The sequence below is a fragment of the Streptomyces sp. NPDC026672 genome, assembly GCF_040638185.1.
Taxonomy (GTDB): Bacteria; Actinomycetota; Actinomycetes; order Streptomycetales; family Streptomycetaceae; genus Streptomyces.
In genome coordinates, this window is sequence record NZ_JBEZXS010000048.1 from 1 (window position 1) to 22,595 (window position 22,595).

A 22,595-nucleotide genomic window follows, 5' to 3' on the forward strand; every position below is an offset into this window, starting at 1 on the left:
GGTGTTTCCGACTCTATCAGATCTTTTTCCGATCCGATTTCCTCGGTGCTTTCCAGGTTCCCGCTCTCGCGTTTCCCTTTCCGGCGGTTCCGACTCTATCAGATCCCTTTCGGTGTCTGATTCCCCGTCAGAGGGGGTTGTCCTCCCGGCCGCTGGGCCGTTCCGACGTCTCAAACCTTAGCCGATTCGCTCGGCGATTCCCAATCGGGCCGCCGGGCACTCCTTCGAATTGAATTCGGGCACGCCGAATTCATCCCGAGTGGGAGGTCGTGCTGGTGGTGTGAGGTGCCGCTGTCGCGGCGGGATGTGTTGTCGCAGTACCGTTACGGCCTCGCGGCAACCCGGAGAACTTTACAGATCGGGCAGGCGACTGTCAATCAAGGTCGGTGAGGCGTCCGCCGGCGTCCGGCTGGGCGTGTTCCACCCTGCGCAGGATGCGGGTCAGGACCTCACCGAGGGCCGTGCGCTCCTCGGGGGAGAGGTCCTGGAGCAGGTCCTCCTCGAAGACCGACGCGAGGCGCATGGCCTCCAGCCACTTCTCGCGCCCCTCGGGCGTCAGCTCGACGATCACCCGTACCCGGTTGGACTCGTCCCGCTCCCGGGTGACCAGCCCCTCCCCCACCATCCGGTCGATGCGGTGGGTCATCGCGGCCGGCGTCAGGCCGAGGCGCTTGGCGAGGTCGCTCGGGCCCATCCGGTAGGGGGCGCCCGACAGGACGAGCGCCTTGAGGACCTCCCAGTCGGTGTTGCCGATGCCCAGGGCCGAGGTCTGACGGCCGTAGGCGACGTTCATCCGCCGGTTCAGGCGTGACAGCGCCGAGACGACCTTCTCGACCTGGGGGTCGAGGTCGTGGAACTCACGCTGGTAGGCGGCGATCTGCTCTTCGAGCGTGGGCTCGCCGCCCGGCGCGGCGGGGGTGTCGGCCATGTCCGCAGTATGGCACGCCCTTGCTTGGCGTCGAAGTCCTTGAACATGTAGTCTTTAGCTTCGAAATTTATCTTCGAAGTCTTCGGTTCTAAGTGCTGACCGATGCAACTACCTGAGAGAGGTGAACGTGACCAGGGCGAGGGGCGCGGCGATGCGCCGGATCCACGTGGGCAACGCACTCAGCGCGTTCGGGCTCGGCTTCACGGTTCCCTACCTGTACGTCTACGTGGCGCAGGTGCGGGGGCTCGGAGCCGTGACGGCAGGGCTCGTCCTCGCCGTCTTCGCCGTGGCCGCGCTCGTCGTGCTGCCGTTCGCGGGCCGGGCGATCGTGCGACGCGGTCCGCTGCCGGTCCTGATCGCCGCCCTGGTCACCGCCGCGCTGGGCGCGCTGGGCCTGGGGCTCGCGGGACAGGCGGCGACGGTGCTGGGGGCCGCGGCGCTGCTCGGGGCCGGGCAGGCCGTGATGCAGCCGGCGCTGGCGACGATGATCGTGGACTGCTCGCCGGCCGAGACGCGGTCAGGGGCGTTCGCGACGCAGTTCTTCCTGCAGAACCTGGGGCTCGGCGTCGGGGGGCTCATCGGCGGCCATCTGGTCGACACGACGCGCGTCTCGTCGTTCACGCTGCTGTTCGCGATCGAGGCGGCGATGTTCCTGCTGCTGGTCGTAGTGCTGGCGACGGTGCGGGTGCCGCACGCCCCGCGGGTCCCGGGCGCGCCGGGCGGTTCGGCGCGGGAGCGGGGCGGCTGGCGTGCGCTGGCTCGGGACCGGGCGATGGTGCGGCTGTCCGTGCTGGGCTTCGTGCTGTTCTTCGCCTGCTACGGGCAGTTCGAGTCGGGGCTGAGCGCGTACGGCGTGGAGGCGGCCGGGATCTCGACGTCGGCGCTGGGCACGGCGCTCGCGGCGAACACGCTGATGATCGTGGTCGCGCAGTTCGCCGTGCTGAAGTTCGTCGAGCGCAGGCGGCGGTCCCGGGTGATCGCGGCGGTGGGGCTGATCTGGGCCGTGGCGTGGCTGGCGGCGGGGTACGCGGGGCTGGGGCACGGGAGCCAGGAGATGGCCACGGCCGCGTTCGTCTCGACGTACGCGCTGTTCGGGCTCGGTGAGGCGATGCTGTCGCCGACGGTCGCGCCCCTGGTGGCGGATCTGGCGCCGGAGGGGCTGGCCGGTCAGTACAACTCGGCGTTCGCGCTGGTCAAGCAGCTCGCGCTGGCTGTGGGGCCGGTGGTGGGCGGGCCGCTCGGGGCGTCGCTGCACGGGCCGTACGTCGTGACCTTCCTGCTGTTCTCGCTGGGGGTCACGGTGCTCGCGGTGCGGTTGGGCCGGGGGCTCAGCGAGGTGCAGGACCGGCCGTGGCTGGCCGGGAGCCGGGTGGTCTCCCGGGGCGGGGTCGTCACGGACCCGGTGTCCGCGGAGGCCTGACCTGGTGCCCGGCCCGTCCGGCGGTTCCTAGAGCCTCGGCAGGACGAATTCGCACCACACCGCCTTGCCGCCGCCCGGGGTGCGTCTGCTGCCCCAGTGGGAGGCGATCGTGGCGACGATGGCGATGCCGCGGCCGGACTCGTCGATCGGTTCGGCCCGGCGGCGGCGCGGGAGGTGGTCGTCGCCGTCGGTGACCTCGACGATGAGGCGGCGGTCGGTGCGGCGCAGCCGCAGCCGCATCGGCGGGGTGCCGTGCTGGAGGGAGTTGGCGACCAGTTCGCTGGTGGCGAGGACGCCGAGGTCGTGCAGGTCGGACGGGAAGCGCCAGCTGGTGAGGACGCCGGAGGCGAACGCCCGCGCGCGGGGGGCCGCTTCGACGCCGCCGAGGAGTTCCAGGGCGGCGTTGCGGAACAGTTCGCCGTCGGAGCCGGTGCGGGCGGGGTGCTGGAGGACCAGGACGGCCACGTCGTCGTCGTGGTCGGCGGTGACGCCGGCCGAGCGGACCAGCCGGTCGCAGACGACCTGCGGGCTGCCGGTGGCGCCGGACAGGGCGCGCTCCAGGGCGGCGATCCCCTCGTCGATGTCCTCGTTGCGGCGCTCGACCAGGCCGTCCGTGTAGAGGACGGCCGTGGCGCCGGGGCCGAGCGGCACCGAGCCGGAGGCGTGCATCCAGCCGCCGGTGCCGAGCGGGGGCCCGGTCGGTTCCTCGGCGCGCAGCACGGTGCCGTTCTCGTCGCGGACGAGGATCGGCAGATGGCCCGCCGAGGCGTACACCAGCTTTCCCTCGTTCGGGTCGTGGATGGCGTACACGCACGTGGCGATCTGGTTGGCGTCGATCTCGGTGGCGAGGCCGTCGAGGAGCTGGAGGATCTCGTGCGGGGGCAGGTCGAGGCGGGCGTACGCGCGGACGGCGGTGCGGAGTTGGCCCATGACGGCCGCGGCGCGCACCCCGCGGCCCATCACGTCGCCGATGACAAGTGCGGTGCGTCCGCCGCCCAGGGTGATCACGTCGTACCAGTCGCCGCCGACCGCGGCCTCGGTGCCGCCGGGCTGGTAGGTGGCGGCGATGCGCAGGTCGTCGGGCTGCTCCAACTCCTGGGGGAGCAGGGAGCGCTGGAGGGTGACGGCGGTCTCGCGCTGGCGGCGTTCGCTGGCGCGCAGGCGTTCGGCGGCCTCCGCGTGGTCGGTGACGTCGGTGGCGAAGACGAGGACCGCGCCGTCGCCGAGGCCGTCCGCGTGCTCGCTGACCGGGGTGCAGGTGAACGTGTAGGAGCGGCCGTCGACGGCCTTGCGGGACTTGAGGGTGCGGGGCTTTCCGCTGCGCAGGACCTGGTCGAGGAGGGGCAGCAGGCCCAGTTCGGCGAGTTCGGGCAGGGCCTGGCGGGCGGGTTCGCCCGGGGGCCGTGCGCCGAAGGCGGTGGCGTAGGCGTCGTTGACGTAGGCGATGCGGTGGTCGGGGCCGTGGACGAGGGCGACGAGGGCCGGAACGCGGTCGAGGACCTCCCGGGCGGGGAGTTCGTCGAGGGCCGGCGCACGGTCGGGTTCGTCGGCCGGTGGTTCGACGCGGGCCGCGGGCACGGAGCCGCCGTCTCCCCTCCGGTCCTCGCCCCTCCGGTCCGGGGAGACCGCGTGGTCGGTCCGCGCTGCGGCGCGGCGCTGCGTTCCGGGGAGCCGGGCGCTCCAGCGCGTGAAGTTCACAGTGGGGAAAGCCTCGTGGGTGCTGAGGACGGGCCGGTGCCCGTCCAGGTTCGTGGAGCAGTCTGGCAGTGCGGTGGGCCGCGGCGACATTCGTCAGACGCCCGGGTGGGCCGCGGAGTTCCTGGTCCGGGTCAGGACGACCCCTTCGGGTCGTCCGTGGCGTCGTGGTGAGGCTTTCCCCCGGCCGCGAGTTCGAACTCCGCTCGGGGGTGTTCGAGCGACCCGAGGGAGACGATCTCCCGTTTGAAGAGCCCGGAGAGTGTCCATTCGGCCAGGACGCGGGCCTTGCGGTTGACGGTCGGCACCCTGCTGAGGTGGTAGACGCGGTGCATGAACCACGCAGGGTAGCCCTTCAGGCGCCGTCCGTAGATCTGTGCGACGCCCTTGTGCAGTCCGAGGGAGGCGACCGAGCCGGCGTGCCTGTGCGCGTAGGTCTCCAGGGGTTCGCCGCGCAGGGCGTGGACGATGTTGTCGCCGAGGACCCTGGCCTGGCGGACGGCGTGCTGGGCGTTGGGCGCGGTCTCGGCGCCGGGCGTGTCGGAGGTGACGTCGGGGACGGCGGCGGCGTCGCCCGCGGCCCACGCGTGGGGGGCGCCGTCCAGGGCCAGTCGGTCGGTGCACCTGAGGCGCCCGCGCGTGGTGAGCGGCAGGTCGGTGGAGGTGAGCAGCGGGTGGGGTTTGACGCCCGCGGTCCACACGACGGTGCGGGTGGGGTACCGGTGGCCGTTGCTGAGGACGGCGACGCGGTCGAGGCAGGATTCGAGGCGGGTCTCCAGGAGGACCTGGATGTTGCGGCGGCGCAGTTCGGTGACGGTGTAGCGGCCCATCTCCTCGCCGACCTCGGGCAGGATGCGGCCGGACGCCTCGACGAGGATCCACCGCATGTCCTCGGGGCGGACGTTGTGGTAGTACCGCGTGGCGTAGCGGGCCATGTCCTCCAGTTCGGCGAGGGCTTCGACCCCGGCGTAGCCGCCGCCGACGAAGACGAAGGTGAGGGCCGCGTCGCGGACGGCGGGGTCGCGCGTGGAGGAGGCGATGTCCATCTGCTCGATGACGTGGTTGCGCAGGCCGATGGCCTCTTCGACGGTCTTGAACCCGATGGCGTGCTCGGCGAGTCCGGGGATGGGCAGGGTGCGCGAGACGGAGCCGGGGGCGAGGACGAGTTCGTCGTAGGTGAGGTGTTCGGCGCCCCGGCCCTCCTCCTCGGTGGCCAGGGTGGTGAGGGTGGCGGTGCGCGCGGTGTGGTCGATGGAGGTCACCTCGCCGACGACGACGTGGCACCGGTCGAGGAGGCGACGCAGAGGTACGACGACATGACGGGGGGAAATGGAACCGGCCGCCGCTTCCGGGAGGAACGGCTGGTACGTCATGTACGGATCGGGTGTGACGACAGTGATGTCGACGTCCCCCCTGCTGATCTCCCGTTTGAGCTTCCGCTGGAGCCGCAGTGCCGTGTACATCCCGACGTAGCCGCCGCCGACAACGAGAATGCGCGCACGTTCCTTCACCATCCCATGACGCACCCGACGCTCTTGTTTGTCCACAGCCCCGGCAATTTGTGTGACCGGCGGACCCGAGTGCGCCGGGTCGGCACATGCGACGAAGCCGGGCGGAATCGGGCCAGGTCAGCGAGGCTGGACGGGAGCGCACGGAGGCGGGCAATCGTGATGAATGTGCGCCGTACTCCGATCGGGGGGCGCTCTGTGCGGAACCTGCCCCTTCTGAATTGACCCCCTCTCAACTATGTTCGTGTGACGACGGGGTGTAGGGGATGTGGTCGGACGGGTCCGCGACGGGCGGTCCCGGCCGCGGAACGGATCCGGTTCCGCACACTCCGGAATCAGTGGCGGGGAGTCTCCGGGGGGAGACGTCGTTAACCGGGGGAACACTCATGCATATTCAGGACACTCATTGGTCATCGGCCCCCACCCTCGCGCCGGGTGGCGCGGTGGGCGGGGCGGGCGGCGGACGTGCGGACAGCTCGCGCACGACGCCGCTGCGGGTGGACGCACAGCGCAATCTGGAGCACGTGCTGCGTGCGGCGCGTGAGGTCTTCGGCGAACTGGGGTACGGGGCGCCGATGGAGGACGTCGCACGGCGCGCGCGGGTCGGTGTCGGCACGGTGTACCGGCGCTTCCCGAGCAAGGACGTCCTGGTCCGGCGGATAGCCGAGGAGGAGACCTCCCGGCTGACGGACCAGGCGCGGACGGCGCTCGGGCAGGAGGACGAGCCGTGGTCGGCGCTGTCGCGCTTCCTGCGCACGTCGGTGGCCTCGGGTGCCGGGCGGCTGCTGCCGCCGCAGGTGCTGCGCGTCGGGGTGTCCGACGAGGGCGGCGAGGGCGGCGAGGCGGAGGCGGTGGACGGCACCAGGGTGCCGCAGCAGCGGCAGCAGCCGGGCGCCGGTGAGCTGCGGCTGGTGGCGGAGGACGCCGTGACCGGTGCCGACTTCGACGCCGGGGTGGCGGCGCTGCTCGACGTGGTGGGCCGGCTCGTGGAGCGGGCGCGTGCGGCGGGCGAATTGCGGCCCGACGTGTCGGTGGCGGACGTGCTGCTGGTGATCGCGACGGCGGCGCCCTCGCTGCCGGACCCGGCCCAGCAGGCGGCGGCCTCGGCACGGCTGCTGGACATCCTGCTGGAGGGCCTGCGCTCGCGCCCCGCGTAAGCGGGCGAGCGGGCCGGCCGGCCGGTCTGGCTGACCGACCGGATGGACCGACGGAGCGGAGGGGCGCGCGGGTGTTTCCCGCGCGCCCCTCTCGCCCCTCCCGCGCGCCCCCGTGGCTCCCGCGCGGACGGCCCGGACCTCGTCTGCCGGACACCGGGGCTCATTGGCCCCTACACCCGTTCGAGTGCTTGTCCGTACTCCGTGACGGCAAGTCCCCTCGGACGAGTGGATAGGTCGTACCGGGGGGTACTGAACAAAAGCCAATGTGGCAGTCTTGCCCCCGCACGGGTCGGGCTGGCAGGCGTCGGGGGCTTTCCGGGATGAGCGTTGACGGGCGGGACGAGTCTCTCGGGGGCAGTGCCGCGGAGCCCGACGGGTCGGCCTCACCACAGGTGCCCCACCAGGGCGGCCGCGCGGACGTCCCGCCGGCCGACAGCGAACTGATCGCGCGGATGCGCGCCGGCGACGACAGTGCCTACGAGGCGCTGTACCGCAGGCACGCGGACGCCGTCCGCCGCTACGCGCGCGGCTGCTGCCGCGACGGCCACACCGCCGACGACCTGACCGCCGAGGTCTTCGCCCGCATGCTCCAGGCGGTCCGGGGCGGCTCCGGGCCCGAGCACGCCGTACGCGCGTATCTGCTCACCTCCGTACGCCGGGTGGCCGCGCACTGGACGAAGTCCGCGCGGCGTGAGCACCTGGTGGACGACTTCGCCCTGTTCGCCGCGCGGGCCGGGCGGGGTTCCGAGGTGTCCGACGACGACACGCTGGACCTGGGCGCCGACGTGCGGGCCATGCACGATGCCGAGCAGTCCATGGCCATGCAGGCGTTCCGCTCGCTGCCCGAGCGCTGGCAGGCCGTGCTCTGGCACACCGAGGTGGAGGACGAGTCGCCGAGCGACGTGGCCACCCTGTTCGGTCTGGACGCCAACGGCACGCGCGTGCTGGCCAGCCGGGCCCGTGAGGGGCTGAAGCAGGCGTACCTCCAGGCGCATGTCAGCGCGTCCCTCGCGGGCGACGAGGAGTGCGCCCGCTACGCCGACCAGCTCGGCACGTACGCCCGGCGGAAGCTGCGCATCAGGGCCGAGCGGGGGCTGCGCAAGCACCTGGACGAGTGCGCCAAGTGCCGGCTGGCCGCCGCGCAGATCGAAGAGGTGGCGAGCGGTATCCCCGCGGTCGTGCCGGTCGCGGTCATCGGCTGGTTCGGTGTCGCCGGGTACGCGAAGGCGGCCGGGATCATCGCCGGTGGTGCCGGGGTGGGTGCCGCGGGTGCGGCCGCCGCGGCGACCGGTGGTTCGTCGGGCGGCGGAGCCGCGGGTGGCGGCGGTGCGGCCTCGGAGGGCGTGGGCGGGCCGGTGAAGGCCGGGATCGCCGCCGGTGTGGTCGCGGTCGCCGTCGCCGTGGTGGCGATGGCCCTGGTGGGCGAGAACGATCCCGCCAAGGAGGTCGCCAAGCCGTCCGCGTCGCCGCCCCCGGCCGCCGCACAGCCGCAGCCCCCGCAGCCGCCCGCGGCGCCGCCGAAGAAGGAGCCCGCGCCGCCCGCGCCGGCGGTGGTACCCAGGCCGGACCCGAAGCCGACCCCCACCCCGAAGCCGACGCCGACGCCGACGGCCGAGGCGCCCGCGAAGCCCACGCCCACGCCCACGCCCACCCCCACGCCGACACCGAAGCCGCCGCGGAAGCCCAGCCCGACGCCGACCCCGACGCCGACACCTCCTCCCCCGCCGGCGCCCCCGGCCGTGTACCAGTGGAGCGAGCTGTCGTACGACCTCATCGGCGACCACACCGAGCCCGAGATGCGGCTCGGCGAGAGCAGTTGGGCGTGGCAGCGCGAGGGAGTGTCCATCGCGGGGCGGGAGTACGCGCACGGGGTGACGGTCCACGGGCAGTCCTCGGTGACCATCGACCTCAACCGGCAGTGCTCGGCGTACGACGCGATGGTCGGCCTCGACGATCTGACCCGGAAGCTCGGCAAGGTCTCGTTCTCCGTCTACGCGGACGGCGCGCTCAGGTGGAAGTCCGGGACGGTCAAGGGCGGTGACCCGGCGGTGCCGGTGCATGTGAACCTGACCGGCAGGAAGACCGTGCGCCTCGTCGTGGAGCCGCACGGCAACGCCTTCGACTCGGCGGCCCTGGCCGACTGGGCGGAGTCCAGGTTCCTCTGCGGCTAGGGCGTGTTTCGAAAGTAGCGCCGTCCGCCCGGAGGGCGGGGCCCGCGGCGTCTGGTGCGTGCAATCGCAAGGCGGAGGATCGCCCTCGTACTGGATGTACTCGGGCGTTCCGACAACGCAACGAGTGTGCGTGCCAGGCGTCGCGGGCCAGGCGGGACTTTCGAAACACGCCCTAGAGAACTCCGGGGCGCCCCCGGAACCCTGGACCGTCCCCGAGGGGTCAGCCGCCCGACGCCAGGGCCGTCCTGCGGGGCACTATGCCCGCGGGGACCGCCCGGGAGCGGGCGGGGGTGCCGGTCCAGCAGGTGCCGCGGCGGGACAGCAGGCGGCCGAGCCAGAGTTCGAGGGAGACGAGGTCCGCGAGCCCGTCCAGCGGCAGGGGCTCGCCCGCCGCGGCGGAGCGCAGCGCCTTGCGGACCACCCGGGCCTCGACCAGCCCCGCCTGGGCGAGCAGGGGCGTGGTGAAGAGGTCGACGACGGAGCCGGCGGCCGCGCGCAGCCCGATGCGGGCGGCGGCGGCCGAGCTGGCGTGGGAGGGGGCGCCCCAGCCGGGCGGGAGCTCGGTGACTCCGGCGCCCTCCAGGACCGTACGGAGGATCGCGGCGCGGGCGCCCGGCTGGACGCGCAGCGCCTCGGGCAGGGCGCGGCAGGCGCGGACGACCTGGTTGTCCAGGAAGGGCGCGTGCAGGCGCTGGGAGCGGATCTCCGCGGCCTGTTCGAGCACCCGGAGATCGGCGGCGTGGCGGGCGAGTGCCGCCCGCGCGCGGTAGTCGCCGGGGCGCTGTCCCGGACCCACTCCTGAGCGGTTTGCCGCGCCCTGGAGAAGAACCGATACTTCGGCGAGCGCCTCCCCGGTCAGCCAGCGCGCCGCCGGCCCGGGTCTGGCCCAGGTGAGCGCGGACAGGGAGGCGCCCACGGCTCCCCCGGGCTCGTCGAAGCGCCGCCGCATCAGCCGGTCGGCGAGCCCGTCGAGGCCGGCCCGGTACGGCGTGCGGGCCAGCTTCCGCGCCGCGCCGTACACCCGCGCGGGCACCAGCACCGAGCCGTCCGCCTTGGCGAGCGCGGCGACCGGGCGCACCAGGTGCCGGCGCTTGCGGTCCATCAGCAGGTCGGCGAGGCGGGCCGGGTGGGCGTCCAGGACCTGGCGGGCGCCGTACCCGGTGAAGTGGTCGGCGCTGCCCGCGGCCAGCCGGGCGCGGTGGCGGGCGGCGGAGATCAGCGAGGGCCCGGGTTCGTCGGTGAGCGGGCCGTCCAGGTCGGCGTAGGGCAGGACGTCCTCGCCTCCGGTCACCACCACGTGGTGCAGGCGCGGGTTGGCCGCGAGGGCCCCGGCCCGCTCCAGTTCGGCCTCCCGGCCGCCGACGGCGAGGTCGTTGAAGGTGACGGCCAGCAGCCGCTCGCCGGCGCCCGTGCCGTGGCCCAGGACCGTGCCGGGCATGCCGGGCAGGCCGGCCGCGAGCAGAGCCAGGGTGCCGGAGGCGGGGCCGCCGGAGAGGTCCGCCCCGATGCCGGGCACGGGCATCCCGCGCGCGGCCCGGCGTTCGGCGGGGCCCATGCCGGGGACGGGGCCGGGGTCCATGTCGGTGCCGGGGACGTGCCGGGGTGCGGACAGGCGGACGCGGACGGCCTCCACGAGCGCGTCGCGCACGGCGTCGACGGCGCTGTCCGGGTCGGCCGAGGGTGCCGCGACGGCGAGGGAGGCGACGTGCTCGTACCCGGCGACCTCGCGGGCGCCGGTGCGCAGGATCAGCGCGTGTCCCGGCGGCACGCGGCGCACGCCGTCGTAGGGCGTGGAGTCGTGCAGCGCGGCCGGTACGTCGGGGGCGGCGAGCAGGGCCGCGAGGTGGCCGAAGTCGAGGTTGGCCTCGATGAGGTCGGCGAGCGGGAGGGCGGCCGTGGCGTAGGCGGTGCCGCCGGCCCAGGGCGCGTGGAACACCGGGCGGGCGCCCGCGAGGTCGCCGCAGACGGTGACGCGGCGGCCGACCTGGACGACGGCGGTGTAGCTGCCCGGCCATGCCGTCAGGTGCCGCAGTGCGCCCCCGCGCGCGGTGAACAGTCCGAGCCGCAGTTCCTCGTCGGTGGCGCCGCAGCTGCCGAGGACGGCGATGCGGTTCTGCGCGTCGGCCCGCACCACGCGCACCTCGTCGGGGCGCCAGTCGCCCACCGCCCACAGCGGATCCGGGTCGCCCCACAGGAGTTGGGAGCCGATCGGCTGGACGGTCTCGCCGTCGTACCCGGTGGCGCCGGCGGATCCGCCCGCGACGGCACCGGCGGCGGTACTGCTCCATCCCACCAACCACCGCATCGACGCCTCCACAGCCTGTGGACAACCAGTGCACGGCATGAACCGGTTCACCATGCTGCCATGAAGAACGTGCGACGGAGGGGCGGCGGCGCCGCCTCGGGGCACGGGAAATCGACCTCGCGTGCCTGCCCGTGAAGAGGCGAACCCCCGTGCGGGGCAAGCGAACTGCGACGCGAATGCGCCCCATTTCGCTCCCCCAGAACGCCCTTCACGCCCTCAACTGCCGTGGTAGGAGCGGTGAAGACCCCGATCCCACCCCATCGATTTTCAGCCAAATTGATGGCGGCGAGACAGGTTTGGGCACGCTCCGTACAGGCTCTGCGCAGCGCATGAGCCGCGCGGAAAAAGCGCACAGTCCGGGAGGCGGGCATCGCCTCCCGGACCGGTCCGCCACCCGCGGGGATGTAGGTGGCGGTGTCCCCCAGCCCACTGGATCCAGTACAGCGGGCCGACCCACGCACGATCCATGGAACCGCTCCCCCGCCGGCCGCAGGAGAGCGCACGCACGGGCGCACGGCCACACGGCGGGGGCACGACCCGGCGACCCGTGCACGGTGCGTCAGGGCCCGCACTTCCGTACGGACCACAATCCCGCCAACCGGAACAATGCCCCTTAACGCTTGGGATGCGGCGAACTACGCTGGGTTTACGAATGCCGCGTGGTTATGCCAGCGCGGCAGCCGTCTGTGTCGAGGGGTGGCGCATGTCCAGGGAGCAACGCGGGCCGAACGAGAAACTCGGCGCCGTTCTCGCCCTCGCGGGAATCAGCAACGCAGGACTCGCGCGACGCGTCAACGACCTTGGCGCACAACGCGGGTTGACTCTTCGCTACGACAAGACGTCGGTGGCGCGCTGGGTGTCGAAGGGCATGGTGCCGCAGGGCGCCGCGCCCCACCTCATCGCGGCCGCGATCGGCCAGAAGCTCGGCCGCCCGGTGCCGCTCCACGAGATCGGCCTGGCGGACGCGGATCCCGCCCCCGAAGTGGGCCTCGCCTTCCCGCGCGACGTGGGACAGGCGGTGCGGTCGGCGACGGAGCTGTACCGGCTCGACCTCGCGGGTCGCCGCGCGGGCTCCGGCGGCATCTGGCAGTCACTCGCCGGGTCGTTCGCGGTGAGCGCGTACGCGACGCCCGCCTCACGCTGGCTCATAACCCCGGCCGACAGTTCGGTGGCGCGTGAGGCGAACCCGTCCGAGGGCTCCGGCGCATCGATCAAGGTCGGCCACAGCGACGTGCAGAAGCTGCGGGAGGCCGCGGAGGACGCCAGGCGCTGGGACTCCAAGTACGGAGGCGGCGACTGGCGTTCGTCCATGGTGCCGGAGTGTTTACGAGTGGAGGCGGCGCCGCTGCTGCTCGGCTCGTACTCCGACGACGTCGGCCGCGCCCTGTTCGGGGCGAGCGCCGAACTCACTCGGCTCGCGGGCTGGATGGCCTTCGACACCGGTCAGCAGGAGGCCGCCCAGCGGTACTACATCCAGGCGCTGCGGCTCGCGCGCGCGGCCGCCGACGTCCCCCTCGGGGGGTACGTGCTGGCGTCCATGTCGCTCCAGGCGACGTACCGTGGGTTCGGCGACGAGGGCGTCGACCTCGCGCAGGCCGCCCTGGAGCGCAACCGGGGGCTGGCCACGGCCCGCACGATGAGCTTCTTCCGGCTGGTCGAGGCGCGGGCCCACGCACGCGCGGGTGACGCCCAGGCGGCCGGCGGGGCGCTGCGCGCGGCCGAGGGCTGGCTGGAGCGGTCCCGCGAGGGCGACAACGACCCGTCCTGGCTGGGCTTCTACTCCTACGACCGGTTCGCCGCGGACGCGGCCGAGTGCTACCGGGACCTGAAGGCGCCCCGGCAGGTGCGGCGGTTCACGGAGCAGGCGCTGTCGAAGCCGACGGAGGAGTTCGTGCGCTCGCACGGGCTGCGGCTCGTCGTCTCGGCGGTGGCGGAGCTGGAGTCCGGGAACCTCGACGCCGCGTGCGAGCAGGGGGTGCGGGCCGTGGAGGTGGCGGGGCGGATCTCTTCCGCGCGGACGACGGAGTACGTGAAGGATCTTCTGCATCGGCTGGAGCCGTACGGGGACGAGCCGCGGGTTGTTGAACTGCGGGAGCGGGCCCGACCCCTTCTCATGACCCCGGCGTAGGGCTGCGCCGCCTCAGCGTCTGCCGGGTTGGTCTCGGCTTGCGGGTGCAGCTCGTTTGGGGTTGATCGCGCAGTTCCCCGCGCCCCTTACGGGGCGCTCCACCGGTCCGGGGTTTCAGCGGGCCCGCGGTGGTGCAGTGCACTATCGGGAGTGGAGGTGGGTGCGCGTGTACGACTGTGACGTGCTCGTCGTCGGGGGCGGGATCGTCGGGCTGTCGACCGCGTACGCGATCACGCGCGCCGCGCCCGGCACCCGGGTGACCGTGCTGGAGAAGGAGGCGGGCCCGGCCCGGCACCAGACGGGGCGCAACAGCGGGGTCATCCACAGCGGGATCTACTACCGGCCGGGCTCGCTCAAGGCGCGGTACGCGGTGCGGGGCGCCGCCGAGATGGTCAAGTTCTGCGCGGAGTACGGCATCGCGCACGCGGTCACCGGCAAGCTGATCGTCGCCACCGACCGCGAGGAGCTGCCCCGGCTGCACGCGCTCGTGCAGCGCGGCCGGGAGAACGGCATCCCGGTGCGCGAGCTGGGCCCCGCGCAGATCACGGAGTACGAGCCGCAGGTCCGCGGCATCGCCGCCATACACGTCGGGACGACCGGGGTGTGCGACTTCACCGGGGTCGCCCGGCGGCTCGCGGAGGCGTCCGGCGCGGAGATCCGGTACGGCGCGCGGGTGGTCCGGGTGGACCGCCGTCCGCGGCTGGGCGTCGCCGTGCGCACCGCGGCGGGGGCCGTCGTACGGGGCCGGGTGCTGGTGAACTGCGCCGGGCTGCACTGCGACGAGGTCGCCCGGATGACCGGGGACGCGCCCGAGGTGCGGATCGTGCCGTTCCGGGGCGAGTACTACGAACTGGCGCGGCCGGGCCTGGTGCGGGGGCTGGTGTACCCGGTTCCCGATCCGGCGTTCCCGTTCCTCGGGGTGCATCTGACGCGCGGGATCGACGGCGGGGTGCACATCGGCCCCAACGCGGTGCCGGCGCTGGCCCGCGAGGGGTACGGCTGGGGGGTCGTACGGCCCCGGGAGGCGGCCGGCACCCTGGCCTGGCCCGGCACCTGGTCGATCGCCCGCAGGCACTGGCGGTACGGGCTCGGGGAGGTGCGCAGGTCGCTGTCCCGGGCCGCGTTCACGGACGCGGTGCGCCGGCTGCTGCCCGCGGTGGAGCAGGCGGACCTGCTGCCCGCGGCGCCGGGCGTGCGGGCGCAGGCCGTGCTGCGGGACGGGACCCTGGTCGACGACTTCCTCATCCGCGAGGGCGCCCGCGCCGTGCACGTCCTCAACGCCCCGTCCCCGGCGGCCACGGCGTCGCTGCCGATCGGCCGGGAGGTGGCACGACGGGCGCTGGCCGCGCTGGCGGCGGCGTGACGCACGGGACGGCGGGCCGCGCGGGTCGGGCCGGGGCCGGAGCGGGCCGGTGGTCTTCGTCCCGCACGTAAAATCGAGTCACTGTGTCTGACTCCGTGAACACCCCCGAGACTCCCACCGCCCCCGGACCGCCGCCCACCGGGCACGCCCCCGGTGTGTCCGTCCGGCACACCCGGGCCAAGGGGGAGCCGCGGTTCCCCGACGGGCCCCGCGCCGATCCCGCCGGGTCGCACTTCGAGCGGCGCATCCGCAGTTTCCAGCCGCGCCGCAGCCGGGTCACCGCGGGTCAGGCCGACGCCCTCCAGCGGCTGTGGCCGAAGTGGGGGCTCGACATCGACGGGCAGCGGGTCCTCGACCTCGGCGAGCTGTTCGGCGACGACCGGCCCGTCGTGCTGGAGATCGGCTTCGGCATGGGCGAGGCCACCGCGCGGATGGCCGCGGACGACCCCGGCACCAATGTGCTCGCCGTCGACGTGCACACCCCGGGCCAGGGCAACCTGCTCAACCTCGCCGACCACGAGGGACTGACCAACGTGCGGGTGGGCAACGGCGACGCGATCATCCTGCTGCGCGAGATGCTGCGCCCCGACTCCCTCGACGGGCTCCGCGTCTACTTCCCCGACCCCTGGCCCAAGAAGCGGCACCACAAGCGGCGCCTGATCCAGCCGGAGTTCCTGGACCTGGCCGCGGCCCGCCTCCGGCCGGGTGCGCTGGTGCACTGCGCGACGGACTGGGAGCCGTACGCGCGGGAGATGCTGGAGGTCCTGGACGCGCACCCCGCGTTCGAGAACACGCGGCCCGACGGCGGTTTCGCGCCACGTCCGCCGTTCCGGCCCCGCACCCGTTTCGAGGGGCAGGGACTGGACAAGGGTCATGTGGTGAACGATCTGCTCTTCCGCCGGGTCCCGCACCCCGACCGCCCCCCTCACTAGAGTCGATGCCGTGGCCACCTATCCCGCGTATCCCACCGCCGACGACTCGTTCCGGCATGTGCGCTGGTGGCGACGCAGGTGGGTGCGGTACACCGCGCTGACCGCGCTGCTGACGCTGTCCGGGCTGGTCATCCTGGCGCTGGTGCGGCAGCAGACCGGCACGGAGGGGTTCCTGGTCGGGCTGGGGCTCGCGGTGCTGCCCGTGCCGCTGCTGATATCCGCGTTCCGGTGGCTCGACCGGGTCGCGCCGGGACCCTGGCGCAACCTGGTGTTCTCGTTCGCCTGGGGGGCGTGCGCGGCGGCGCTCATCGCGATCGTCGCCAACAGCTTCGCGACCCGGTGGATAGCGACGGCCACCGCGGACCCGTCCGGCGCGGACACGCTCGGCGCGACCGTGATAGCGCCGGTCGTGGAGGAGTCCGCCAAGGCGGCGGCCGTGCTGCTGGTGTTCCTCTTCCGCAGACGGGACTTCACCGGGATCGTCGACGGGGTGGTGATAGCGGGGGTCACCGCCACGGGGTTCGCGTTCACCGAGAACATCCTCTACCTCGGTACGGCCTTCGGGACCGACCAGCTGACCGGCGACCGCGGCATCGCCTCCGTCACCGCCGCCACGTTCTTCGTCCGGGTGGTCATGTCCCCGTTCGCGCATCCCCTGTTCACCGTGCTCACCGGCATCGGCTTCGGCCTGGCCGCGCTGTCCGGGCAGCGGAGGCGGCTGCCGCGGGTGCTGGCACCGCTGTGCGGGCTGCTGCTCGCGATGGGCATGCACGCGTTCTGGAACGGCTCCTCGACGTTCGGCGAGTACGGGTTCTTCGCCGTGTACGGGGTGTTCATGGTGCCCGTGTTCGGGCTGCTGACCTGGCTCGCGATCTGGACGCGGCAGCGGGAGCTGCGGAGCCTGCGGGAGGAGCTGCCGGCGTATGTCGCGGCGGGGTGGCTGGGGCCGACCGAGCCGTACGCGCTCGGGTCGATGAGCGCGCGGCGGCTGGCGCGGGACTACGCGGGGCACCATCTCGGCAAGCCCGCGGCGCGGACGGTGGCGGAGTACGAGGCGTACGCCACCTCGCTCGCGTTGCTGCGGCGCCGGGGGCGGCGGGGGCGGGCCGGGGCGGACTTCGTCGTCCGGGAGCGGGAGCTGCTCGCGGAGCTGTGGAACCGACGTGAGGTGGCCCGACCGGCACTGGAGTTCGCGACCCGCTCGGCGGCCCCGGCCTGGCCGGGCTACGGAACCCCACCCCCCTACGCCTACCCACCCCTCCCCCACCCCACCTACAACCCGTACCGCACCTGACCCCGAACGCCTTGCACAGCACTACGCGAACGACGGACAGAAAACCACCAACGGGCCACCCCCAGCCGGGCGCCGCGGCGGAGGGCGGAAGGAGGGCGGCGGAACCAGACAAGCCACCGGGCGGGAATCCCGCCGTCCGGGCCCGGCACCACCGAAACCACCACCGGGGCTGAGCCCCGCGGCGGCGGGGAGGAAGGGGCAGCGGAGCCAGAGAAGCCGCCGGACGGGATTCCCAGCGTCCGTGCTCGGGCTCGGCACCACCGAAACCACCACCCGGACCGAGCACTGCAATCGACGGGTCACCCCCAGCCCGGCACCACCGGAAACGCCGCAGGGGCCGGGCGCCGTGGTGGCGGAGAAGGACGGGTCGTGGAGCCGGGGCGGCCGCCGGCCGTGGCTGCCGGCGGTCGCGGGTGGCTCCGTCAGGCTGAGGCCGTTGTCAGGTGGGTGAGTTCTGTGGGGGTCAGGGTCAGGGTGGCCACGTCGAGGAGGGGCGGGAGCTGGGCGAGGGAGCGGGCCGAGGCGATGGGGGCCGCAACCGTCGGCCGGGCCGCGAGCCAGGCCAGGGCGACCGTGGGCACGGCGGTGTCGTGGGCCGCCGCGATCTCGTCCAGCGCCGTGAGGACCCGGCGGCCGCGCTCCGTCTCCAGGTGCTTGGCGGCGCCGCCCGCACGCGGGCTGTCGACCGTCGTACCGGGCCGGTACTTGCCCGTGAGGAACCCTGCGGCCAGCGCGAAGTACGGCACCGCCGCGAGCCCCGCCCGGGAGGCGAGGTCGAGGAGCGGACCCTCGTAGGTGTCGCGGGAGACCAGGTTGTAGTGCGGCTGGAGCGCGACGTACCGGGCCAGGCCCTCGCGGTCGGAGAAGTCCAGGGACTCCTGGAGCCGCTCGGCCGAGATGTTGGACGCCGCGATGTACCGCACCTTGCCCGCCCGCACGAGCTCGTCGAGCGCGCCGATGATCTCCTCCACCGGCACCTCGGGCCGGTCGAAGTGCGTGTAGTAGAGGTCGATGTGGTCGGTGCCGAGGCGCCGCAGCGAGGCGTCCGCGGCGGCCTTGATGTTGGCCGCGGACAGCCCCTGGAAGTCGGGGTGCTGACCGACCTTGGTCGCGATCACGACGTCGGAGCGGTTGCCGCGCGCCTTGACCCACCTGCCGATGATCGTCTCGGACTCGCCGCCCTTGTTGCCGGGGGCGAACGCCGAGTAGGAGTCGGCGGTGTCCACGAAGTTGCCGCCTGCGGCCGCGTAGGCGTCGAGGACGGCGAAGGAGGTCTCCTCGTCGGCGGTCCAGCCGAAGACGTTGCCGCCGAGGGCGAGCGGGAAGACCTCCAGGTCGGAGGGGCCGAGCTTGCGAAGGGAAGTCATACCCCGGTTCAACGCCCGTGGCGGAGAGACGGATTCCGAGGGCGCCGCAAAGATCGCGTAAACAGCTGACCGGCAGCCCTGACGTCGGGGGGACGCCGTCAGGACCGCCGGGGACCGGTGGGGTGGCTCAGGGGGTGAGGCCCTTGCCGCGCAGCCAGGACATCGGGTCGATGCCGGTGGCGTCGCCGCCGGGGTGGACCTCCAGGTGGAGGTGCGGTCCCGTCACGTTGCCGGTGGCGCCGACGCGGCCGATGACCTCACCCGTGGCGACCTTCTGCCCGACGGAGACGTTGATCGAGGACTGGTGGCAGAACCACAGCTCGGTGCCGTCGTCGAGGGTCAGGATCGTGCGGTAGCCGTAGGAGCCGGCCCAGCCCGCCTCGGTGATCGTGCCGCTGTGGATGGCCTTGATCAGCGTGCCCGTGGGGGCGGCGAAGTCGAGGCCGGTGTGGTAGCCGGAGGACCACATGGAGCCGGCCTGGCCGAAGGTGCTGGTGATCGTGTACGAGGAGGTCGGCAGCGTGTACTGCTTGGCCAGCGCGGCGAGGCGCTCCTCCTCGGCCTTCTTCTTGGCGGCGGCCTCCGCGTCGGCCTTGGCGTCGGCGGCCTTCGCGGCCGCGGCCTGCTCCGCCTTGGCGGCCGCGTCCGCGACCTGCTTGTCGGCGGCGGCCACGGCAGCGGCGGCGGCCTTGGCGTCGACCTGACCCTGCTGCCGCTCGGCCTGGGCCATGATCCGGTTGCGCAGTGCCTCACCGGCGTCGGCGGTGCCCGTGGCGCTGTCGGCCTGGGTCACGCCGACGCTGCTGAGCGCGGTCGCGGAGCCCTTGGGCGACTCGGCGTGGGACTCGCCGAGCAGGTGCTCGACGGAGGGGAGGTCGGGCATGGAGATGGACACCGGTGCCTTGCCGGTGTTGGCGCTGGCCATGCCACCCGCGCCGACGGCGGCGATGACACCGACGCCGAGGACCGTGGAGCTGCGGGCGAGCCCGCCGCCGCGCTGCTTGGCGACGCGGTGCCGGCCGCGTACGGGCGGGAGGGACTCCTCGGTGGGGTTCCACTCCTCCCAGGTGCCCTCGTCGGCGCGCGGGGCCCCGTAGGCGAAGGGCTCGGAATCGCGCTGGCTCGGCACGAACGGGGCTACGGGGGCAGGCCGGTTGGACGCCACGCGGGCGTACTCCTTTCCTTCCGTCGCCTACCGGGTTAGCTGACGGGTTCGGAGCGGGAAGGTCTCCTACGCGCGTAAACCAGCCGTGTCTCCACGGTGGTGTCCGCGTGATTCACCCCAAGGTGGTGGTTCCCCGGTTCCCTTGCGGGATTCGGCGCGTGCGCACGGAGCCGCCTCTTGTGACGGCTGGGACGACCGCGCTGCGTTATCGAACGTTAATAGACTCGGCCACCGGATTCCAAGCCGTTCCTCTTGATCATTAACGAATTCGGTGGCGGACTTTAGGCCCATGACCGGTGAAAATCGGGCGAGTTGGCCGCAAGTCTTTACCCATCCGGGAATAGGACCGAACCTGACGGTACGTCAGTTGTTATGCGGAGGGCTTCCGTCCGGTCACCGGCCGTGACATCGGCCGTGACATCGGTTGGGGACGGCGTACGGCGAGCAGCGCCATGTCGTCCGACATGCCGCCCCCGGAGTGCCCGCGCACCTCGTCGGCGAGGTGGGCGAGCAGCGCGCCGGGGCCGGGGAAGGTGCGCCCGACGAGCCGCCGTCCGGGGTCGTAGAAGCGGCCGTGGGCGTCCCGCGCCTCGGACAGGCCGTCGGTGTACAGCAGCAGGGTGGCGCCGCCGGGGAAGGGGACCTCCTCGGCCCGGTCGGGCCACACGCCCAGGTCGGCCATGCCCAGCGGCAGCGTGGTCTCCCGCGCGGCGAGCGTGCGCAGCCCTCCGTCGGCGTGCAGCAGCAGGGGCGGGGGATGGCCGCGGTTGAGGAGCCGGGCGCTCCCCCGGCCGTGCGGGATCTCGGCGAGGACGGCGGTGGTGAACCCCTCGTAGGCGTCGAGCCCCGGGCGCCGGGCGCCCTCGCGGGCCAGCGCCCGCTCCAGCCGCCGGGCCACCGCCTCCAGCGTCGGCTCCTGCTCGGCGGCCTCCCGGAAGGCCCCGATCACCACGGCGACCACCGCCACGGCGCCCATGCCCTTGCCGCGCACGTCGCCGACGACGACCCGGACGCCGTAGCGGCTGTCCTGCACCGCGTACAGGTCGCCGCCGATGAACGCGCCCTCCTGCGCGGCCTCGTAGCGCGCCGCGATGTCCAACCCGCCGATGCGTCCGGCGGGTTCGGGCAGGACCGCGCGCTGGGCGGCCTCGGCGATCTCACGGGCGGAGGCGAGCCGCCGGTCGCCGAGGCGGACGACGCGGTTGATGCCGGCGGCCAGGACGGCGACGGTGGCCACGGTGACGACCTCGGTGACGGCGCCGGCACTGACGTGGGCGCCGAAGCGGGCGTGCACGACGACGGTTCCGGCGAGGGCGGCGAGGCCGGTCAGGACGGTGGTGCGCAGCGAGGACAGGGGGGCGGCGACGAGGGGCGCGGCGGTGAAGAAGGGGACGGCGGTGAACGCCTGCGGGGTGAGGACGCCGTAGAGGACGCCGGCGACGATCAGCAGCGCGGGCAGGGCCCGCACGAGGGAGCGCACGCAGGAGGCGCGGCGGCCGGGGCGCTCCTCGGGCACGGGGCCCTCGGTACCGGGGCCCGGGTCCGGTGCGGGGTCGCCGGGGAGTCGGCCGCCCGCCCTGACGTACGGCCCCTCCTCCACCTCACCAGAGCGCACTGCTCGTCTCCCGCTCGTCCGACGTAGGGCGTGGGGTCCAGGTTTCCCGCAGCGGGGGTGGGCGGCGAACGCTGTGGGCCGACCGGATGAGCGGACGGGGCGGGAAACACCCGGGGCCGGAACCCATGTCTGGATTCCGGCCCCGGGCCTTCAGTAGCGGGGACAGGATTTGAACCTGCGACCTCTGGGTTATGAGCCCAGCGAGCTACCGAGCTGCTCCACCCCGCGTCGGTGAAACCAGTGTACGCCATCCGCGGGGCCCGAAGCACACGGGTTGATCTCGGGGGTGGATCAAGCGGTCGGACGGCTCCCGTCGTGCCCGGCGGACGGGCGCCCGTCGGCTCCGGCGAGCGGGCTCCCGTCAGCCCAGCAGGTGCCCGTTGGGCTGCTTGGCGCGGGCCTCGTACTCGGGGAGGAGGACGACCTCGGTGCCCTCGGCCCTCAGGAGGCCGTTGCCGTCGGCCTCCGTGACGAAGGTGTCCGGCTCGCGCCAGGCGGTGACGACGCGCCGTACGCCCGCGTCCAGGATCAGCCGGGCGCAGGGCGCGGGCCGGGAGGCGCGGCGCGCGCAGGGTTCGAGGCTGCTGTAGACGGTCGCGCCGGGCAGCCGCGGGTCCTCGGGGTCGATCTTCGCGAGCGCCGCCTCCTCGGCGTGCACCACGGGGTCGTCGCCCTCCCGGGAGTGGCCGCGGGCCAGTTCGGTCCCGTCGGCGGCGACCACGACCGCACCCACGCTGAACGCGGTCCGTGAGGGCGGGCACTGGGCGGCGAGGTCGCAGGCGAGCGCGAGCCAGTGCCGGTCGGCCGCGGTGACCGAGCTCCCGGCGCCGGGCGCGGTGGGCTCGTAGCGCATCAGGACGACGTCCTCGATGCGCCGCGTCTCCACCAGCCGCAGCCGGCCCCGCTGGTAGGCGCCGGGGCCGAACAGCCGGGGCGCGTGCGGGTCGCCGACGAGCAGCGGGGCGAGGACGAGCTGGAGCTCGTCGGCGAGACCCTGCTGGAGGAGCTGGGTGTGGACGGTGCCGCCGCCCTCGACCATCAGCCGCCGCACCCCGTACACGTCGTGCAGGTGTTCGAGCAGGGCCGGCCAGTCGAGGTCGGGGCCGAGGGCGACCACATCGGCCGCGAGTTCCAGGCCGGCGGCCCGCTCGGCGCCCTCGTCCGTGGTGTAGACGACCTTGCCGCCGCCCGTGTGCCAGAACTTGGCGTCCGGGTCGAGGTCGCCGGAGGCGGTGACGGTGACCTTGAGCGGATACTCGGGCCGGCCGTCGGCGACCCGGGCCGCGCGCCGCTCGGGGGCGTTGACCAGCAGCCGCGGGTTGTCGGCGCGGATCGTGCCGGCGCCGATCAGGATGGCGTCGACCGACGCCCGCACCTCGTCGACCCGGTCGAAGTCGGCCGGTCCGGACAGCAGCAGCCGCTCCGGACCGGTGTCGTCGAGGTGGCCGTCGAGGGAGACGGCGGCGGAGAGCAGGACGTACGGGAAGGGCATCGACGCACTCCGGAGTGGGGGGCTCACATGAACGGTCTTGGTTCAGATTTGAAAC

15 protein-coding genes, 1 tRNA gene and 1 riboswitch are annotated in these 22,595 nt (G+C 73.6%); of the genes, 7 read left to right on the forward strand and 9 right to left on the reverse strand.

The window, feature by feature from the left end:
* Positions 1–373: 373 nt before the first annotated feature.
* Positions 374–928 carry a MarR family transcriptional regulator gene (locus AB0F77_RS36215; RefSeq protein WP_361956740.1) on the reverse strand — a complete coding sequence of 185 codons (555 nt, stop codon included), beginning with the start codon at positions 926–928 and terminating at the stop codon, positions 374–376.
* A gap of 151 nt (positions 929–1,079) precedes the next feature.
* Between AB0F77_RS36215 and AB0F77_RS36220 the strand changes: the two genes are divergently transcribed.
* Entirely contained in the window at positions 1,080–2,348 is a 1,269-nt protein-coding gene (locus tag AB0F77_RS36220; protein ID WP_361956860.1) for an MFS transporter, read from the forward strand.
* A 27-nt stretch (positions 2,349–2,375) separates the two neighbouring features.
* On the opposite strand, the gene AB0F77_RS36225 is transcribed toward AB0F77_RS36220, so the two are convergent.
* The gene (locus AB0F77_RS36225) at positions 2,376–4,046 is read right to left on the reverse strand and encodes a SpoIIE family protein phosphatase (protein WP_361956743.1); all 1,671 of its coding nucleotides are present in this window, start codon (positions 4,044–4,046) and stop codon (positions 2,376–2,378) included.
* A 131-nt stretch (positions 4,047–4,177) separates the two neighbouring features.
* Positions 4,178–5,557, reverse strand: a complete 1,380-nt coding sequence (locus AB0F77_RS36230; protein WP_361956746.1) for an FAD-dependent oxidoreductase — start codon at positions 5,555–5,557, stop codon at positions 4,178–4,180.
* Positions 5,558–5,937: 380 nt separating this feature from the next.
* Between AB0F77_RS36230 and AB0F77_RS36235 the strand changes: the two genes are divergently transcribed.
* Both AB0F77_RS36235 and AB0F77_RS36240 read left to right on the forward strand, forming a co-directional pair.
* A complete protein-coding gene (locus AB0F77_RS36235; RefSeq protein WP_361956749.1) occupies positions 5,938–6,708 on the forward strand; it encodes a TetR family transcriptional regulator in 771 nt (256 codons plus the stop codon).
* 320 nt (positions 6,709–7,028) lie between these two features.
* Positions 7,029–8,879, forward strand: a complete 1,851-nt coding sequence (locus AB0F77_RS36240; RefSeq protein WP_361956752.1) for a sigma-70 family RNA polymerase sigma factor — start codon at positions 7,029–7,031, stop codon at positions 8,877–8,879.
* Between the two features lie 220 nt (positions 8,880–9,099).
* Here AB0F77_RS36240 and AB0F77_RS36245 read toward each other — a convergent pair whose 3' ends face one another.
* A complete protein-coding gene (locus tag AB0F77_RS36245) occupies positions 9,100–11,184 on the reverse strand; it encodes an asparagine synthase-related protein (RefSeq protein WP_361956755.1) in 2,085 nt (694 codons plus the stop codon).
* Between the two features lie 703 nt (positions 11,185–11,887).
* Between AB0F77_RS36245 and AB0F77_RS36250 the strand changes: the two genes are divergently transcribed.
* The 4 genes from AB0F77_RS36250 (at position 11,888) to AB0F77_RS36265 (ending at position 16,901) form a co-directional block, all read left to right on the forward strand.
* A complete protein-coding gene (locus AB0F77_RS36250; protein WP_361956758.1) occupies positions 11,888–13,312 on the forward strand; it encodes an MFS transporter in 1,425 nt (474 codons plus the stop codon).
* A gap of 166 nt (positions 13,313–13,478) precedes the next feature.
* Positions 13,479–14,675, forward strand: coding sequence for an L-2-hydroxyglutarate oxidase (lhgO, locus tag AB0F77_RS36255; RefSeq protein WP_361956761.1), 1,197 nt, complete (start codon positions 13,479–13,481; stop codon positions 14,673–14,675).
* A gap of 83 nt (positions 14,676–14,758) precedes the next feature.
* Positions 14,759–15,607, forward strand: coding sequence for a tRNA (guanosine(46)-N7)-methyltransferase TrmB (trmB, locus tag AB0F77_RS36260; protein WP_361956764.1), 849 nt, complete (start codon positions 14,759–14,761; stop codon positions 15,605–15,607).
* A gap of 10 nt (positions 15,608–15,617) precedes the next feature.
* Positions 15,618–16,901, forward strand: coding sequence for a PrsW family intramembrane metalloprotease (locus AB0F77_RS36265; RefSeq protein ID WP_361956767.1), 1,284 nt, complete (start codon positions 15,618–15,620; stop codon positions 16,899–16,901).
* Positions 16,902–17,323: 422 nt separating this feature from the next.
* Here AB0F77_RS36265 and AB0F77_RS36270 read toward each other — a convergent pair whose 3' ends face one another.
* From AB0F77_RS36270 to AB0F77_RS36290, 5 genes are all read right to left on the reverse strand, one after another.
* Positions 17,324–18,268, reverse strand: a complete 945-nt coding sequence (locus tag AB0F77_RS36270; protein ID WP_361956770.1) for an aldo/keto reductase — start codon at positions 18,266–18,268, stop codon at positions 17,324–17,326.
* Positions 18,269–18,395: 127 nt separating this feature from the next.
* On the reverse strand, positions 18,396–19,433 hold the full coding sequence (locus tag AB0F77_RS36275; protein ID WP_361956773.1) for a M23 family metallopeptidase: 1,038 nt from the start codon (positions 19,431–19,433) through the stop codon (positions 18,396–18,398).
* A gap of 7 nt (positions 19,434–19,440) precedes the next feature.
* Positions 19,441–19,600: riboswitch (cyclic di-AMP (ydaO/yuaA leader) on the reverse strand.
* A 203-nt stretch (positions 19,601–19,803) separates the two neighbouring features.
* Positions 19,804–21,048, reverse strand: a complete 1,245-nt coding sequence (locus AB0F77_RS36280) for a PP2C family protein-serine/threonine phosphatase (protein WP_361956776.1) — start codon at positions 21,046–21,048, stop codon at positions 19,804–19,806.
* Between the two features lie 154 nt (positions 21,049–21,202).
* Positions 21,203–21,276, reverse strand: a tRNA-Met gene (locus AB0F77_RS36285).
* 133 nt (positions 21,277–21,409) lie between these two features.
* Complete coding sequence (locus tag AB0F77_RS36290) at positions 21,410–22,540, reverse strand: dihydrofolate reductase family protein (RefSeq protein WP_361956779.1); 1,131 nt, start codon at positions 22,538–22,540, stop codon at positions 21,410–21,412.
* Between the last annotated feature and the right edge of the window lie 55 nt (positions 22,541–22,595).

Coding starts and splice junctions, on each gene's coding strand:
- AB0F77_RS36215 (WP_361956740.1), bottom strand. CDS start 928: ATGGCCGACACCCCCGCCGCGCCGGGCGGCGAGCCCACGCTCGAAGAG.
- AB0F77_RS36220 (WP_361956860.1), top strand. CDS start 1,080: ATGCGCCGGATCCACGTGGGCAACGCACTCAGCGCGTTCGGGCTCGGC.
- AB0F77_RS36230 (WP_361956746.1), bottom strand. CDS start 5,557: ATGGTGAAGGAACGTGCGCGCATTCTCGTTGTCGGCGGCGGCTACGTC.
- AB0F77_RS36235 (WP_361956749.1), top strand. CDS start 5,938: ATGCATATTCAGGACACTCATTGGTCATCGGCCCCCACCCTCGCGCCG.
- AB0F77_RS36240 (WP_361956752.1), top strand. CDS start 7,029: ATGAGCGTTGACGGGCGGGACGAGTCTCTCGGGGGCAGTGCCGCGGAG.
- AB0F77_RS36245 (WP_361956755.1), bottom strand. CDS start 11,184: ATGCGGTGGTTGGTGGGATGGAGCAGTACCGCCGCCGGTGCCGTCGCG.
- AB0F77_RS36250 (WP_361956758.1), top strand. CDS start 11,888: ATGTCCAGGGAGCAACGCGGGCCGAACGAGAAACTCGGCGCCGTTCTC.
- AB0F77_RS36270 (WP_361956770.1), bottom strand. CDS start 18,268: ATGACTTCCCTTCGCAAGCTCGGCCCCTCCGACCTGGAGGTCTTCCCG.
- AB0F77_RS36290 (WP_361956779.1), bottom strand. CDS start 22,540: ATGCCCTTCCCGTACGTCCTGCTCTCCGCCGCCGTCTCCCTCGACGGC.